The sequence below is a fragment of the Bradyrhizobium sp. 2TAF24 genome (genome assembly GCF_052115025.1).
Classification (GTDB): Bacteria; Pseudomonadota; Alphaproteobacteria; order Rhizobiales; family Xanthobacteraceae; genus Bradyrhizobium_A.
In genome coordinates this window covers 57,576-72,408 of record NZ_JBFRFW010000026.1, presented here as the reverse complement: position 1 = coordinate 72,408, position 14,833 = coordinate 57,576, and the positions used below count along the sequence as shown (strand labels likewise).

The 14,833-nt window shown below is 67.2% G+C and carries 16 protein-coding genes, 1 tRNA gene and 1 pseudogene; 11 read left to right on the top strand and 7 right to left on the bottom strand.

What is annotated here, in order from left to right; all coding sequences use genetic code 11:
- The 8 genes and pseudogenes from AB4Z37_RS29575 to oxlT all read left to right on the top strand — a co-directional run.
- Positions 1-151: pseudogene (locus AB4Z37_RS29575) on the top strand (polysaccharide biosynthesis/export family protein); the annotation flags it as partial.
- Positions 152-153: 2 nt separating this feature from the next.
- Positions 154-1,287 (top strand): glycosyltransferase family 4 protein, encoded by a 1,134-nt coding sequence (locus tag AB4Z37_RS29570; protein ID WP_441520290.1) that lies wholly within the window; start codon positions 154-156, stop codon positions 1,285-1,287.
- A 126-nt stretch (positions 1,288-1,413) separates the two neighbouring features.
- Entirely contained in the window at positions 1,414-2,961 is a 1,548-nt protein-coding gene (locus AB4Z37_RS29565; RefSeq protein ID WP_441520289.1) for an undecaprenyl-phosphate glucose phosphotransferase, read from the top strand.
- Between the two features lie 101 nt (positions 2,962-3,062).
- Complete coding sequence (locus AB4Z37_RS29560) at positions 3,063-4,319, top strand: O-antigen ligase family protein (RefSeq protein ID WP_441520288.1); 1,257 nt, start codon at positions 3,063-3,065, stop codon at positions 4,317-4,319.
- Positions 4,320-4,369: 50 nt separating this feature from the next.
- A complete protein-coding gene (locus AB4Z37_RS29555; protein WP_441520287.1) occupies positions 4,370-4,909 on the top strand; it encodes a sigma-70 family RNA polymerase sigma factor in 540 nt (179 codons plus the stop codon).
- Entirely contained in the window at positions 4,902-5,633 is a 732-nt protein-coding gene (locus AB4Z37_RS29550; RefSeq protein ID WP_441520286.1) for an anti-sigma factor family protein, read from the top strand. The genes AB4Z37_RS29555 and AB4Z37_RS29550 overlap by 8 nt, the downstream gene beginning before the upstream one ends.
- Positions 5,634-5,664: 31 nt before the next feature.
- The gene (locus tag AB4Z37_RS29545) at positions 5,665-5,880 is read left to right on the top strand and encodes a hypothetical protein (protein WP_441520285.1); all 216 of its coding nucleotides are present in this window, start codon (positions 5,665-5,667) and stop codon (positions 5,878-5,880) included.
- Between the two features lie 84 nt (positions 5,881-5,964).
- Positions 5,965-7,248: an oxalate/formate MFS antiporter gene (oxlT, locus tag AB4Z37_RS29540; RefSeq protein ID WP_441520284.1), complete on the top strand. Its 1,284-nt coding sequence runs from the start codon at positions 5,965-5,967 to the stop codon at positions 7,246-7,248.
- Between the two features lie 108 nt (positions 7,249-7,356).
- Here the strand turns inward: oxlT and AB4Z37_RS29535 are convergent, their stop codons facing one another.
- Positions 7,357-7,866, bottom strand: coding sequence for a MarR family winged helix-turn-helix transcriptional regulator (locus tag AB4Z37_RS29535; protein WP_441520283.1), 510 nt, complete (start codon positions 7,864-7,866; stop codon positions 7,357-7,359).
- Between the two features lie 85 nt (positions 7,867-7,951).
- Between AB4Z37_RS29535 and AB4Z37_RS29530 the strand changes: the two genes are divergently transcribed.
- Positions 7,952-9,142: an FAD-dependent oxidoreductase gene (locus tag AB4Z37_RS29530; protein WP_441520282.1), complete on the top strand. Its 1,191-nt coding sequence runs from the start codon at positions 7,952-7,954 to the stop codon at positions 9,140-9,142.
- Positions 9,143-9,184: 42 nt separating this feature from the next.
- Here the strand turns inward: AB4Z37_RS29530 and AB4Z37_RS29525 are convergent, their stop codons facing one another.
- A complete protein-coding gene (locus AB4Z37_RS29525) occupies positions 9,185-9,613 on the bottom strand; it encodes a cupin domain-containing protein (RefSeq protein WP_441520281.1) in 429 nt (142 codons plus the stop codon).
- 312 nt (positions 9,614-9,925) lie between these two features.
- Complete coding sequence (locus AB4Z37_RS29520) at positions 9,926-10,579, bottom strand: glutathione S-transferase family protein (protein ID WP_441520280.1); 654 nt, start codon at positions 10,577-10,579, stop codon at positions 9,926-9,928.
- Positions 10,580-10,746: 167 nt separating this feature from the next.
- Between AB4Z37_RS29520 and AB4Z37_RS29515 the strand changes: the two genes are divergently transcribed.
- On the top strand, positions 10,747-11,961 hold the full coding sequence (locus AB4Z37_RS29515) for a polyhydroxyalkanoate depolymerase (protein ID WP_441520279.1): 1,215 nt from the start codon (positions 10,747-10,749) through the stop codon (positions 11,959-11,961).
- Between the two features lie 109 nt (positions 11,962-12,070).
- Here AB4Z37_RS29515 and AB4Z37_RS29510 read toward each other — a convergent pair whose 3' ends face one another.
- On the bottom strand, positions 12,071-12,337 hold the full coding sequence (locus tag AB4Z37_RS29510) for a hypothetical protein (protein ID WP_441520278.1): 267 nt from the start codon (positions 12,335-12,337) through the stop codon (positions 12,071-12,073).
- Between the two features lie 288 nt (positions 12,338-12,625).
- On the opposite strand from AB4Z37_RS29510, the gene AB4Z37_RS29505 reads away from it, so the two are divergent.
- Positions 12,626-13,501, top strand: coding sequence for a hypothetical protein (locus AB4Z37_RS29505; RefSeq protein WP_441520277.1), 876 nt, complete (start codon positions 12,626-12,628; stop codon positions 13,499-13,501).
- Between the two features lie 91 nt (positions 13,502-13,592).
- On the opposite strand, the gene AB4Z37_RS29500 is transcribed toward AB4Z37_RS29505, so the two are convergent.
- The 3 genes from AB4Z37_RS29500 to AB4Z37_RS29490 all read right to left on the bottom strand — a co-directional run bounded on the left by AB4Z37_RS29500 (position 13,593) and on the right by AB4Z37_RS29490 (position 14,787).
- Complete coding sequence (locus tag AB4Z37_RS29500) at positions 13,593-14,060, bottom strand: group III truncated hemoglobin (RefSeq protein ID WP_441520276.1); 468 nt, start codon at positions 14,058-14,060, stop codon at positions 13,593-13,595.
- 32 nt (positions 14,061-14,092) lie between these two features.
- Entirely contained in the window at positions 14,093-14,521 is a 429-nt protein-coding gene (locus tag AB4Z37_RS29495) for an RrF2 family transcriptional regulator (protein WP_441520275.1), read from the bottom strand.
- A gap of 188 nt (positions 14,522-14,709) precedes the next feature.
- Positions 14,710-14,787: transfer RNA gene (locus tag AB4Z37_RS29490), tRNA-Pro, on the bottom strand.
- Positions 14,788-14,833: the final 46 nt, after the last annotated feature.

Below are 14,833 nucleotides of genomic sequence, written 5' to 3'. Positions count from 1 at the left end.
GGCGATCGCCGGCGGCTTCTCGCCGCGGGCGCAGAAGGCCTCGGTCGATCTCACCCGCACCGACCGCAACGGCGCCGTCCGCGCCACCGTGCCGCTCGGCACCATCATGCGCCCGGGCGACACCGTCGTCGTCGGCGAGCGCTGGTTCTGACCATGACCGACACGCCACAGCAGCCGCTGCGCATCCTTCACACGGTGCGCGCCCCGGTGGGCGGCATCATCCGCCACATCCTCGATCTCGCCAACGGCCAGGCCGAGCGCGGCCACGCCGTCGGGATTGTCGCCGACAGCCTGACCGGCGGCGAGCGCGCCGCGGCGGCGCTGGCTGAAATCGCCCCGCGTCTCAAGCTTGGCGTCCACCGTATCGCGATGCACCGGCCGCCCCACCCGACCGACCTCATCGTGTGGGCGCGCTTCAGCGCCCTGGCGCGGCGGCTGCGTCCCGACGTGCTGCATGGCCATGGCGCCAAGGCCGGCGTGTTCGTGCGCTCGGGACCGGCGCCGAAGCACGCCATCCGCGTCTACACGCCCCATGGCGGGTCGCTGCACTTCCCGACCGATACGGTCGAGGGCAAGGTCTATGCCTGGCTCGAACGGGCGCTGATGAACCGCACCGAACTGTTCCTGTTCGAGAGCGCGTTCGCCCGCGATACCTATCAGGACCGCATCGGCAAGCCCGCCGGCCTTGTGCACTGCGTGTTCAATGGCGTCACCGCCGGCGAGTTCGACCCGGTGGCGCTTGCTGATGATGCCACCGACCTCACCTATGTCGGCGAGTTCCGCCATATCAAGGGCGCCGATCTGCTGATCGATGCGGTTGCGCGGCTGCGCGCCAATCACCGTCCGGTGACCCTGACGCTCGGCGGCGACGGCGAGGAAACCGCGGCGCTGAAGGCCCAGGTCGAACGGCTCAAGCTCGGTGACGCCGTGCGCTTCGCCGGCCACGTCAAGGCGCGTTACGGCTTCTCCAAGGGACGCCTGCTGGTGGTCCCCTCGCGCGGCGACTCCATGCCCTATGTGGTGATCGAGGCCGGCGCCGCCGGAATTCCGATGATCGCGGCCAATGTCGGCGGCATTCCGGAGATCTTCGGGCCGCATGCGTCCGCACTGTTCACCGGCAGCGACGTCGCCGCCATGGCCGCCGCGATCGACGCCGCACTGGCGGATGCCGCCGCGACACGCCAGCGCGCCGATGCGCTGCGCGAGCGGATCTTCAACCATTTCTCCCAGAACGCGATGGTCGAAGGCGTGCTTGCCGGATACCGCGAAGCGTTCGCAAAGCGTTAACCAAATCTTTCCGCAATAACGATTTTTTCCGATTTGTCCGTTAAGCGAGGATGCGCGGCATCCCGCCGCGCATTAGCTATGCCGAAGCCCTCACTCCGGGGCCCTGGCAGCAACCAATATATTGCCGTGGAACCGATCGACGCACGCTCGCTCATCGACGCCGCCAGCGCGGCCCCCACCGTCATGGTCAATGGCGTTCCCCGCATCGAGCGCCGCCGTCGCCTGTCGCCGGCCGCACTGACCCTCGCCAACGAGAAGGTGCGCTCTGCCGTCTCGCCCGTGGTGATCGCCGGCATGGTGCGGCTCGCCGACTTCGTCCTGATCGCGCTGAGCGGCCTTGCCGTCTATTTTGCCTATGTGGTGCGCGGCAGCAGCTTCTCCTGGTCCTATGTGCTCGCGATCGTCGCCATGGCGCTGGCCGCGGTGATCAGCTTCCAGGCCGCCGACATCTACGACATCCAGGTGTTCCGCGGCCGGCTGCATCAACTGACCCGGATGATCTCGTCGTGGTGCCTGGTGTTCCTGCTGTTCATGGGCGCCTCGTTTCTCGCCAAGCTCGGCGGCGAGGTGTCGCGGGTGTGGCTGTCGGTGTTCTTCCTGACCGGCATCGTGGTGCTGGCCGCCGAGCGCATGGTGGTGCGCTCGCTGGTGCGCCGCTGGGCGCGCGAGGGCCGGCTCGACCGCCGCACCGTGGTGGTCGGCGCCGACAGCAATGGCGAGCAGCTCATTACCGCGCTCGGCACCCAGCACGATTCCGACCTCAAGATCCTCGGCGTGTTCGACGACCGCGGCGACAACCGCGCCCAGAACACCTGTGCCGGCCTGCCCAAGCTCGGCAAGGTCGACGACATCGTCGAGTTCGCCCGCCGCACCCGCGTCGATCTCGTGCTGTTCGCGCTGCCGATCTCGGCGGAAGCGCGCATCCTCGAAATGCTGAAGAAGCTGTGGGTGCTGCCGGTCGACATCCGCCTGTCGGCGCACACCAACCAGCTGCGCTTCCGCCCGCGCTCCTACTCCTATCTCGGCGACGTGCCGACGCTGCATGTGTTCGAGCAGCCGATCACCGACTGGGACCTGGTGATGAAGTGGCTGTTCGACCACGTCGTCGGCGGCCTGATCCTGCTGCTGCTGTCGCCGCTGATGGCGCTGGTGGCGCTGGCGATCAAGCTCGACAGCCCGGGGCCGGTGCTGTTCCGCCAGAAGCGCTTCGGCTTCAACAACGAGCGCATCGACGTCTACAAGTTCCGCTCGCTCTATCACCACCAGGCTGATCCCACCGCCTCCAAGGTGGTGACCAAGAACGATCCGCGTGTCACCCGTGTCGGCCGCTTCATCCGCAAGAGCAGCCTCGACGAGCTGCCGCAGCTGTTCAACGTGGTGTTCAAGGGCAACCTGTCGCTGGTCGGCCCCCGCCCCCATGCCGTGCAGGGCAAGCTGCAGAACCGCCTGTTCGACGAGACCGTGGACGGCTATTTCGCACGCCACCGCGTCAAGCCGGGCATCACCGGCTGGGCGCAGATCAACGGCTGGCGCGGCGAGATCGACAACGAGGAAAAGATCCAGAAGCGCGTCGAGTTCGATCTCTACTACATCGAGAACTGGTCGGTGCTGTTCGATCTCTACATCCTCGCCAAGACGCCGCTGGCGCTGCTGAAGACCGAGAACGCCTACTGAAGCAACGCCCCGGCCGCGCCGCGGCCGGCCAGGACAGATGAGACGACGACGGGCGCACCGACGGCGCGCCCGTGTGTGGTGTGACACGAGTACCGAGTGCCATGGCGTATCGCGCGGCGATCCCTGTTGTCGTTCCGGCCCCACCGGCGGTGCCGGGCGTCTCCGCCGTGCAACTGGCGCTGATGTGGCTCGCCGGCATTTCCGGCAGCGTCGTGATCATCGAGCCGAGCCCCTACGAGCTCGTGGTCGTCGCCTCGCTGGCGTTCTTCGCCATCACCGGCCTGCGGCTGCGGATGCCGTTCGTGCCACTGATGCTGTTCCTGTTCCTGATCAACATCGGCTACACCATCTGTGCCGCCTACCTTCTGGATGACGGCAAGATCATCAACTGGATCCTGACCTCCTGGTACATGGCGGTCTCGGCGGTGTTCTTCGCCATGGTGTTCGCTCAGGATACCGCGGCGCGCCTCGCCGCGTTCCGGCGCGGCCTGATCGTCGGTGCGATGATCGCCTCGCTGACCGGCATCATCGGCTATTTCCATCTCGTGCCCGGACGCCCCGAGGCATTCACGCTCTACAGCCGCGCCGCCGGCACCTTCAAGGACCCGAACGTGCTCGGCGCGTTCCTGATCCTGCCGGCGCTGTTCACGCTGCAGAGCGTGCTCACTGACCGCTTCTCCAAGGCGGCACGCAGCACCATCATGTTCGGCATCATCGCCCTCGCCGTGCTGCTGTCGTTCTCCCGCGCCGCCTGGGGACAGCTGGTGTTCACCGCGGCGCTGCTGCTGGTGCTGATGTACATCACGAGCCCCTCGCCCACCCAGCGGGCGCGCCTCGTGATCCTCGCAGTCGTCGGCGTCGCCGTCGCGATATTCGCAGTCGCCGTGCTGCTGTCGTTCGACTCGATCGGCAACCTGTTCAAGGAACGCGCCGCATTCGAGCAGAGCTATGATGCCGGCCGCTTCGGCCGCTTCGGCCGCTATGTGCTCGGCGCACAGATGGCGCTCGACCTGCCGCTCGGCATCGGCCCGCTGCAGTTCACCAAGTATTTTCCGGAAGACACTCACAACTCCTACCTCAACGCCTTCATGTCCGGCGGCTGGATCTCCGGCATCTGCTTTCCGGCGCTGGTGTTCACAACGGTGCTGCTCGGCTTCCGCCACGTGTTCGCACGCGTGCCCTGGCAGCGGACCTATCTCGCGGTGTTCGCCGCCTTCCTCGGCACCGTCGGCGAGAGCTTCATCATCGACGTCGACCACTGGCGCCACTTCTGGATGATGCTCGGCGCGATGTGGGGCATGTTCGTCGCGGCGTGGCAATATGCCGCGGGACACAAGGCAGCTTCGCCCGATCGCTGAAATCCGACTTCGGTCAGGATGAAAACCGGTACTGATCCGTATACCGGTTGATGAGCACGTTGGGGCGTCACGACATCGTCGGATCACTGGGAGCGCTGCAGCGCTATGCGCGCGCGTTGACGCGGGACGATGCCCGTGCCGAAGACCTCGTGCACGACACGCTGCTGCGCGCCATCGAGCGCAGCGCGACCTACCGCGCCGGCGAGAACCTGACCAACTGGTTGCGCGCCATCCTGCACAACACCTTCATCGACCAGCGCCGCCGGGCCGATGCCGACGCGCGCCATCTGCGCCATGTCTCGACACAGACCGAAGCCGCAGCGCCACCGGACCAGGAGAGCCGCCTGCAGTTGCAGGAGGTGTCGCAGCGCTTCGACAGCCTGCCGCAAGAACAGCGCACGGCGCTCTATCTCGTGGTGGTCGAGGACATGAGCTACCGCGATGCGGCCGACCTGCTCGCCATCCCGCTCGGCACACTGATGTCCCGCATCGGCCGGGCGCGCGAGACCCTGCGCGCGGCCGATGATCCCGCCGCCACACCACGGGCGCCGAGCAGCAACCTCCGCCTCTTGAGGACCGACCATGGCTGATCCGATCGGCGCCGACGACCTCAACGCCTATGTCGACCAGCAGCTTGCCCTCGAGCGGCAGCTTGAGGTCGCAGCCTATCTCGCTGCTCACCCGGACGCCGCCGCGCAGGTGTTCGCGGACATTCGCACCCGCGGCGCGCTGAAGCTCGCCTGCGCTGCATCGACCGCCGCCCCCAGTCGCCGGCTCGTCGCCACCGCACGGCGGCTGGAGCACCGCCTGCAGATCAGGGAGCTGCGGCAATGGACCGCCCGCGCCGCGGCGGTGGCGGGGCTGATCGGGATCGGCTGGTACGCCCACTGGCAGGCCGGCGCCTTCACCATTCCGGCCGATGACGACGCGCCCGCCTTCGTGGTCGACGCCGTCCACGCCTACCGCAGCCATCTGGCGCGCGCCCGGACGCGCATGGAGGATGCCGAAGAGGTCTTCTCGCGCACCGATATCGCGATGCCCAGGCTCAAGGACGACTGGCGGCTGTCCGACGTGCAAACGTACCCGTCACATGCGGGATCGAGCATCGAGGCGACGCTGACCGCCGGCGCGCTCGGACAGCTGTCGCTGTTCGCGAGCCGCACCGACCGCGCTCACGCAATCCAGCCGACCGTGGCGCGTTCGCCGAACGAGACCACGGTGTACTGGCAGCGCGGCTCGACGTTCTACGCGCTGACCGGCAACCGGCCGGAGAAAGTCATGCGCAGCATCGCCGACACGCTGATGAAGGGGTGAGCCGGACACGACAGCCGCGGAGGACCATGCCATGCCGACAGCCCTTCCCGCCCGTCGCCGCGCCCCGCCGGATTTCACGGTGCTGCATCTGGTGATGGTGCCGCTGGCGATGCTGCTGCTGTCGACGCTGCTGCAGGGCGACCAGATCACCGTAACGACTGCCCTGCGCGCACTGCTGCGCGGGGCCGAGGCAATAGCAGAAGCCGAACTCGGATTCGGCCGGGGGTGGATGATCGGACACATCTGACCACAACACGGGACGCCGGCGACAAGCCGCGCGCCTCGCCAGCAAAAAAACGCCCGCCAGGGCGATGAAGGGGAGCAAGCAACGATGACGATAACGGCGTCTCTGCCCGCGGCGCGGGTCGGCGAAGGCTACCGCTGGATGCAATTGACCATCGGCGTGATCTGCATGGTGATGATCGCCAACCTGCAATATGGCTGGACGTTCTTCGTACCCGACATCCAGAAGACCTTCGGCTGGGATCGCGCCGCGATCCAGTGGGCCTTCACCCTGTTCGTGCTGTTCGAGACCTGGCTGGTGCCGATCGAGGGCTGGTTCGTCGACAAGTACGGCCCGCGCGTGGTCGTGATGTTCGGCGGCGTGCTGTGCGCCATCGGCTGGGTGATGAACGCCTATGCCACCACGCTCGGCGCGTTCTACCTCGCCCAGATCATCGCCGGCATCGGCGCCGGCGCCGTCTACGGCACCTGTGTCGGCAACGCGCTGAAGTGGTTTCCGGAGAAGCGCGGCCTCGCCGCCGGCATCACAGCCGCCGGCTTCGGGGCCGGCTCCGCGCTCACCGTCGCACCGATCCAGAGCATGATCGCCACCAGCGGCTTCCAGGCGGCGTTCTTCAACTTCGGCATCGGCCAGGGCGTCATCATCTGCGTGCTGTCGCTGATCCTGCTGGCGCCCAGGCCCGGCCAGGTGCCGGAGATGGTCGCCAACGCCAACATCATCCAGACCCGGCGCAACTACAGCCCGGTCGAGGTGGTGCGCCAGCCGATCTTCTGGCTGATGTACTTCATGTTCGTCATCGTCGGCGCCGGCGGCCTGATGGTGACGGCGAACCTCAAGCCGATCGCCGCCGACATCAAGGTCGACAGCATCCCGGTGACGCTGATGGGCGTGACCATGACCGCGATCACCTTCGCGGCGACCATCGATCGCGTGCTCAACGGCCTCACCCGCCCGTTCTTCGGCTGGGTGTCCGACAACATCGGCCGCGAGAACACCATGTTCATCGCCTTCGCCATGGAAGGCGTCGGCATCTACATGCTCTACCTGTGGGGCCACGATCCGCTGTGGTTCGTGCTGCTGTCGGGCTTCGTGTTCTTTGCCTGGGGCGAGATCTACAGCCTGTTCCCCTCGACCTGCACCGACACCTTCGGCGCGAAGTTCGCGGCCACCAATGCCGGCCTGCTCTACACCGCCAAGGGCACGGCGGCGCTCCTGGTGCCGCTCGCCAACTATGTGCAGCAGGGCACGGGCAACTGGAACCTGGTGTTTCTCATCGCCGCCGGCGCCAACATTCTCGCCTCGGTGCTGGCGATTGCGGTGCTCAAGCCGTGGCGGCGCAAGGTGGTCGCCGCCGCCTCGGCGAACACCTGACCGAGCTGCCCGCCGGCCGTCGCGGCACTCTCGCAGCCGCGCCGGCCGGCGGCAGGACATGTCCCCGCGGTTGACGGGGCATGCCAACTCCGGACGACCACTGCCGCGCTACCCGCGCGGCTTTTTTTTGTCCGGCGCCTGCCGCGCGCGCAGGTCGGTGGTCAGCATCACCAGCGTGGCGTGGCTCTCGGACGCAAAGCGCAGCAGCAGCTTCAGTTCGTCGTCGCTGTAGGCCGCCCACGCCTTCTGCATCGCGCGCTGCATCGGCTCGTAGAGTTTTGCGACCTCGGCGATCTTGTCCGGCACCACCGCGACGAACACCTTGCGGCGGTCGCTCTCGTCACGCTCGCGCCGCACGAGGCCGACGCGCTCGAGCCGGTCGATCAGGCCGGTGATGGCGCCGCTGGTCAGCCCCGTCACCTCCGCGAGGCGGCCCGCGGTCACCCGGCCCTCGAGCTGCAGGATGTCCATGCATTCGAGGTCGGAGCTGGCGATGCCGAGACGGTCCGCCACCGCCTGGCTGAACAGCGTGCCCTGCGCCGACGACATCCGCAGCGCGGTTTCGAGATCCTGCAGCAGCGCCGCGCGCTCCCGCCCCCTTGACACGGGGGGCTTCATATTTTAGCCATCTTATATCTTACCATCTAAGATAATTAGCGCATGTGATTTCCTAGCATTGCAGCGCCGACCGGAGCAAGACGACATGACGCGCAAGGCCCTGATCATCGGCGGCGGTATCGCCGGCGCCGCCACCGCCATTTTCCTGCGCCGCGCCGGCTATGCGGCCGAGGTGTTCGAGAGCCGCCCGCAAGCCGGCGACATCGGCGGCGGCCTACAGGTCGCGCCCAACGGCATGCATGTGATGGCGGAGCTCGGCCTCGCCGGCGCGGTGCGCCAGGCCGGCAGCTGCTCGACCGGCATGCGGTTCTATGCCCAGGGCGGCGGCTATCTCGGCGCCATCAACCGCAACATGGAGACGCGCTTCGGTGCGCCTGCGGTCAACATCCGCCGCGGCGCGTTGCAGGACCTCCTGCTCGACGAAGCCGTGCGCAGCGGCGCCAGCCTGCGTTTCGGCAAGCGCCTGACCTCGGTCGACGACGTTCCCGGGCGCCCGGTGGTCGCCCGCTTCGCGGACGGCGAAACCGCCGAAGGCGATATCCTGATCGGCGCCGACGGCGTCCACTCCGCGGTTCGCACCTGGCTGTTTCCGGAGGGCCCCCACCCCTTCGACACCGGCCTCGTCGGCTTCGGCGGCTTCGTGCCGCGCGCGCTGCTGGACGCCGCCGGCGTCGGCCAGGACATGCACATGACGTTCGGCCGCTCCGGCTTTTTCGGCTACGGCATCTGCGGCGGGCCGAACGGCGGCGATGCGATGTGGTGGAGCACCCAGCCCGCGAACGGGGTCGACGCGAACACGTTCCGCGCCATGGGCCCGCGCGCGATCAAGGATCACCTGCTCGCCTTCCACGACGGCTGGCACGCGCCGATCCCGCAATTGATCGATGCGGCGCAGGAGTTCGTGGTCACCGACACCCTCGACGTCGCAACGCTGCCGCTGTGGCATCGCCGGCGCGTGCTGCTGATCGGCGACGCCGCCCATGCCACGAGCCCGCATGCCGGCCAGGGCGCATCGCTGGCGCTGGAAGACGCCTCGCGCCTCGGCAAGCTGATCGCCCGTCATGGCGGCGACACCGATGTCGCGTTCGAGCACTTCGAGAACGAGCGGCGCGGTCGCACCGAGCGCGTCGTCGCGCTCGCCCGCCAGAACGGCAACAGCAAGCGCGAGTTCAGCGCCACCGGCGCGTTCGTGCGCGACCAGATGATGCGGCTGCTGCTGCCGCTGTTCGCCAGCCGCCAGAACTGGATGTACGCCTACGACGCACGCGCCATCTGACACCCGGCGAGGCCGCCACGATGGCGCGGCGGCCGTGCCCGGTCATTTCCAGGGCGTCACCGGCGGCACCTGATCGGTCGGCGCGGGCATGTCGACCGTCTTGAAATCGGCGGGGCTGACGATCTCCAGGTACTCCATGTCCGGCGAGTAGTCGAACAGGTAGTGCACGATGCCCGGCCGCTGGTGCACGCAGTCGCCCGCTTCCACCAGCGTGACCTTGTCCTCGTACATGAACTTGGCCCACCCCTTCATCATCAGCACGATCTGGAAATTGCAGTCGTGGCGATGCCAGCCGGTGCCGTCGCTCGGCGGCAGGTTGGCCTTGACGAGATGCGCGATCACCTGGCCGCCGGTGGCGTCCGCAATGCCGAGGTCGCGGTAGAGGAAGAAGTCCCGCAGGCCACCGCCCTCGTAGGCGGTGTCGCCGGGTTTGACGTGGGAGAACTTGCTGACAACGGCATGGGAGTTCATCGCGGCCTCCAGGGGGTTCGTGCGCGGTTTCGGCGCGCGCGGGTCAGGGACCGGCAGCGCTGGCATACCCGGCGCAGCGGCCCTCTTCGCATATGCGAAAACCACGCCACTGCGCCGCGGCCGCGGCGCGTGTCCGGCCGCATATCCGTTCAGGCGGCCGAAACCGTTTGATCCATCTCGACTTAGGACCATTGCCGCAGGCGTGACGCACGCCCTGCCCGCCTCGCCTATGGCGGTCGCGCGCGCCACGCGCTGAACGCGCGTTGAGCAGGCCCGGCACATTGCTGGGCAGCGCGGCGCGCAGGCAACAGCCTAGAAATCGACCTCGAGCTCCTCGATGTCGGCCGGCTCGAGCTTCGCCGCCGCCACCCACTCCTGCATCTCCGGCATCGCCATGATGACATCGGCATAGGTGTCGAGGCGGCTGCTGAGACGAACGTCATAGGTCCGGAAACGCGTCACCACCGGCGCGTACATCGCGTCCGCCATGGTGCGCTCGCCGAACAGGAACGGACCGCCGCTCTCGGCGAGGCAATCGCTCCACAGCGTGACGATGCGATCGATATCGGCCTGGGCACGCGACCAGATGCGGAAGTTGGGAAAATGTCCCTTGAGGTTGACCGGCAGCGACGAGCGCAGGTTGGCGAACCCGGAATGGATCTCGCCGCAAATCGAACGACAGCGCGCCCGCAGGATCCGGTCCTGTGGCAGCAGCCCCGCCTCCGGCTTGATTTCATTGAGATACTCGGCGATCGCGAGCGTATCCCAGACCACCGCCCCGTCATGGCGCAGGCACGGCACGAGGATCGAGGACGACAACAGCAGGATCTCGGCGCGGGTGGCCGGATCGTCCGGCGACACCACCACCTCGTCGAAATCGAGCCCCGCGAAGCGGGCCAGCAACCAGCCGCGCAGCGACCACGACGAGTAGTTCTTGCTGGTGATGGTCAGTGTGGTCCGGGCCATCCTGTCCTCCTTGCCCGAAACGGGCGCCGATGCCCGCACGGATGCCGTTTGTTGGGGTCTCTTGATCCCTGGCGGAGCAAGTGACGTGCCAGTTCCCACGGCACCTCCCTGCCGGGACTGGCGTTGAACTTGCATGGCCAGGAGGGCCAATCTGCCGGGTGTGCTGAATGATGTACCAGGCCTTTGAAAACTATACCGCACTGACCGATCCATGGCGCAGCGGCGCGGCGATGGCGCTGCAGTCTCTCAGCCTGCTGCCGCCGGACATGTCGGGCCGGTTCGTCCGCCGCCTGTCCGCCGCGCTGGAACTGATCACCCGCAGCCGGCTGACCTATGCGCGCCCGCCCTACGCCCTCAAGCCGGTGACGGTCGGCAACCGCGCCTGCGAGGTGGTGGAGGAGATCACCTACGCCACGCCGTTCGGCTCGCTGCTGCATTTCCGGAAGGATGGCGCGCCGGAGCAGCCGCGGGTGCTGCTGGTGGCGCCGATGTCCGGCCATTTCGCCACGCTGCTGCGCAACACCGCTCAGACACTGCTGCAGGACCACGACGTCTACATCACCGACTGGCACAACCCGCGCGACATCCCGCTCGACGCCGGCGCGTTCACCCTCGCCGATTACACCGAGCACCTCATCACCTTCCTCGACCAGCTCGGGCCGCGGCCGCACATGGTGGCGATCTGCCAGCCGTCGGTGTCGGCGCTCGCTGCCGCGGCGCTGATGTCGGAGGACAACCACCCGTCGCGTCCGGCCAGCCTGACGCTGATGGCCGGGCCGATCGATACCCGCGTCCAGCCGACCAAGGTCAACGAATTCGCCAAGAGCAAGCCGCTGAGCTGGTTCGAGCAGAACATGATCAACCGCGTGCCGGTGCAGTGCGCGGGCGCCTTCCGCAAGGTCTATCCCGGCTTCGTCCAGCTCACCGCGTTCGTGTCGATGAACCTGGAGCGCCACATCAAGTCGCATCTCGATCTGATGGACCACCTCGCCAACGGCGAGACCGAGAAGGCCGAGGTCATCAAGACCTTCTATGACGAATATTTCGCTGTCATGGACCTGCCCGGCGATTTCTACATCGAGACCATCCGCGATGTGTTCCAGGAGCACCTGTTGCCGCAGGGCAAGCTGATGCACCGCGACCGCCCGGTCCGCCCCGAGGCGGTGAGCCGCATGGGGCTACTGACCGTCGAGGGCGAGAAGGACGACATCTGCTCGATCGGCCAGACCGTCGCCGCGCAGGACCTCTGCAGCGGCGTGCGGCAATACCGCAAGCAGCACCACATGCAGGCCGGCGTCGGCCACTACGGCGTGTTCAGCGGCCGGCGCTGGAACACCGAGATCTATCCGCTGCTGCGCGACTTCATTCATCTCAACGCCTGAGGGCCGCCGCACCCGCACGGCAACGCGGATCGATTGCGTCAATCGCAGGCATGGATCGCGTGCGGCGGCCACGAGCTCGCTGATGTCTGGAGACGCTCGCCGACGCCGGTCAGGCGATGTGGAGGACCGATCGCAGCATGCCGCGGCTGACGGCGACCAGCGGCGCAGAGCGGTGCTGCATGAAACGGATGGCACGACGGCGCAGCGGCCTGGGATGCAGCGGATGCACGATGACGGCCTCGAGCCGCCCGCGTCCGGTGCGCGCGGCGATCAGGCGCGCGCTGCGTGACAGTGACGTCACGATGAAAGCCACCACCGCTGCGAACGCGGCAGCCAACACCGCCATGGTCACGACAATGCCGAGCAGCAGGGACATGGCCGACCTGACATTCGCCTGTTTGCGCCTGGTTGCACACCCGTGATCGGACGACATGGTCTCCCGATCCACGCCTTTCACATAAGACGCTGTCATCAACAGTTCGGTTCAGCACAAGTTCCCGCCTGCCCCAGCTCCAACACAATTTATTCAGCCGCCGTCCATCAGCACTGTCGCAATGTTGCTGACAGACGGCTCGGTCATCTCGGCAAACGCGATGCACAAATTGGTAACGGGATCGCAACCAATCATGGTCACTAAATAATCAACGGAATAAGGAGATCCATCGTGACCGAGCACAGCACCGACCAGGGCGGTGAGGCCCACGACAAGCCGGAGAGCGCGTCATCCGCGGCATCCGACCAGTCCGAAACCACGGCGAAGACCGGCGCGAACCTGCCCGCGCCGCACCACGCTGCCGGACAGGACAGCGCCGAGCCGGCACGCCCCGCGTCGAACATCATGATCCTGTGGCCGGAGCGCCCGGAAGCGTCCGAGCGCGTCGCATTCGCCGGCGACGAGACCGAGCCGCGCAAGGCACGGACCAGCCCCTACCGCCGGCGCCGGGCCGCCGCCATGGCGGCCATCATCGCCGTCGCGGCCTTGTGCGGCGCGGCAGGCGGCTCCCTCGCCACCTTCGCCTTCGGCCACACCAGTGCGCCGCAAGCGGCAGCCCCCGAGGTCAAGGCCGCGACCGCCGAGGAGACTGCGCTGCTGCGCGAGACCGTCGCCCGGCTCAACGCCGACCTCAATGCGATGAAGTCCGACCTCGACCGCACCGGCAAGACCCGCACGACGCAGATCAGCATGCTCGGCGAACGCCTCAATAAGGTGGAAAAGACCCAGGACGAGACCGCGAGCCGCGTCGCCAAGATCGGCGATGCGCAGGACAAGGTCCAGGACAAGCTGCGCACGGCAAGCGCGGCGCCGCCCGCCGCCGATGTCACCGGATCGATCGCCGCGGCGAAGCCCAAGGCGCCGATCGTCGAGGGCTGGACACTGACCCGCGTCAGCAACGGCGCCGCCGTCGTCGACGGCCCGATGGGACTCTATGAAGCCTATCCCGGCGACCCGCTGCCCGGCATCGGCCGCGTCGACGCGGTGCGCTACCAGGATGGCCGCTGGGTGGTGGTCACGCCGAAGGGCCTGATCGTGCGCCGCTGAGCGCCGATCGCTCCCGCACACCGCACTCCATTGTCGAGGCCGGCCAACGCCGGCCTCGATGCGTTTTGGGGATGCATATACCCCGCGGTTTTCAGGACGCGCGCGTGACCGCGCGGCTGTGGCGCGGGCTGAAGATCTCGCCGCGGGTGGTCGCAAGGCCCATCTCGAAACTGTCGGCGATGCGGCGGGCGCGATCGAGAAAATGCTCGGCCGCCTGCGGCGGACAGACCTCGCGCGCCGTCGCCTCGAACAGCGCCAGCCACTGATCGAAATGCGTCGCCGCGATCGGCAGGCGCAGATGCGCCCGCATCGGATGGCCGTGATAGCGGCCGGTCATCAGCGCCACCGACGACCAGAACGCACAGAGCTTGTCGATGTGTTCGTCCCAGTTCTCGATTTTCGCGGCGAAGATCGGCCCGAGCACCGGATGCACCTGGATGCGCGCGTAGAACGTCTTGACCAGCCGCTCGATCATCGGCTCGTCGATGCCGGTTTGCGAACTGATCGCCGCGGTGATGGCCGCGCGCCGCTCGGGCCCGCCTTCGGGAAGATCTGTCATCGTTGGTCTTGTCCTTCGATTGTCCGCCGGCGTCAGGCTGCCGGGCGAATGCCGAACTCCTGCGGATCGAGCATGAGATCGGCGAGCGTATAGCCGTCGAGCACCGCGACGAATGCCGCGAGCGCTTCATTCAGTGCGCCGCGCAGCTTGCACGCCGGCGTGATACGGCAGTGGTTGTCGCCGCCCATGCACTCGACGATGGCAAAGTCGGGCTCGGTGGCGCGCACGACGTCGCCGAGCCGGATACGCTCAGGCCGCTGCGCCAGCGCCAGCCCGCCGGAGCGGCCGCGCACGGCCTTGAGAAAGCCCGACCGCGTCAGCTGGCTCACGACCTTCATGAGATGGGCACGCGAAATCCCGTAGAGCTTCGCCGTCTCCTCGATCGTGATCAGCTCCTCCCCCCGCGCCACCGCATACAGCAGCACACGCAAGGCATAGTCGGAGAATTGGGTCAGACGCATGATCAAGGCTCATTCGGAATAATATGCATTATAAATACATCTTTTAACCGGGCAAGAAGAGCAGCCTGGAAACTCGCCCTGGGCGGCGCATCGCTGCGCCCCCGCAAACGCTCGGGGACAGGAACCTGATGTGTGGATTGAGGTCATTCGCCGGGAAAGATGCACCAGGAAAAATGCATCGAGAAAAATGGTCGGAGCGAGAGGATTCGAACCTCCGACCCCTAGTCCCCCAGACTAGTGCGCTAACCGGGCTGCGCTACGCTCCGTGCCTTGCGGCGAGAGGCATGCTGTAGCGTCGTTCCGGCCGGGGCG

Coding starts and splice junctions, on each gene's coding strand:
- oxlT (WP_441520284.1), top strand. CDS start 5,965: ATGACGATAACGGCGTCTCTGCCCGCGGCGCGGGTCGGCGAAGGCTAC.
- AB4Z37_RS29510 (WP_441520278.1), bottom strand. CDS start 12,337: ATGTCCCTGCTGCTCGGCATTGTCGTGACCATGGCGGTGTTGGCTGCC.
- AB4Z37_RS29545 (WP_441520285.1), top strand. CDS start 5,665: ATGCCGACAGCCCTTCCCGCCCGTCGCCGCGCCCCGCCGGATTTCACG.
- AB4Z37_RS29570 (WP_441520290.1), top strand. CDS start 154: ATGACCGACACGCCACAGCAGCCGCTGCGCATCCTTCACACGGTGCGC.
- AB4Z37_RS29550 (WP_441520286.1), top strand. CDS start 4,902: ATGGCTGATCCGATCGGCGCCGACGACCTCAACGCCTATGTCGACCAG.
- AB4Z37_RS29530 (WP_441520282.1), top strand. CDS start 7,952: ATGACGCGCAAGGCCCTGATCATCGGCGGCGGTATCGCCGGCGCCGCC.
- AB4Z37_RS29500 (WP_441520276.1), bottom strand. CDS start 14,060: ATGACAGATCTTCCCGAAGGCGGGCCCGAGCGGCGCGCGGCCATCACC.
- AB4Z37_RS29515 (WP_441520279.1), top strand. CDS start 10,747: ATGATGTACCAGGCCTTTGAAAACTATACCGCACTGACCGATCCATGG.
- AB4Z37_RS29525 (WP_441520281.1), bottom strand. CDS start 9,613: ATGAACTCCCATGCCGTTGTCAGCAAGTTCTCCCACGTCAAACCCGGC.
- AB4Z37_RS29560 (WP_441520288.1), top strand. CDS start 3,063: ATGGCGTATCGCGCGGCGATCCCTGTTGTCGTTCCGGCCCCACCGGCG.
- AB4Z37_RS29520 (WP_441520280.1), bottom strand. CDS start 10,579: ATGGCCCGGACCACACTGACCATCACCAGCAAGAACTACTCGTCGTGG.
- AB4Z37_RS29535 (WP_441520283.1), bottom strand. CDS start 7,866: ATGAAGCCCCCCGTGTCAAGGGGGCGGGAGCGCGCGGCGCTGCTGCAG.
- AB4Z37_RS29555 (WP_441520287.1), top strand. CDS start 4,370: ATGAGCACGTTGGGGCGTCACGACATCGTCGGATCACTGGGAGCGCTG.
- AB4Z37_RS29495 (WP_441520275.1), bottom strand. CDS start 14,521: ATGCGTCTGACCCAATTCTCCGACTATGCCTTGCGTGTGCTGCTGTAT.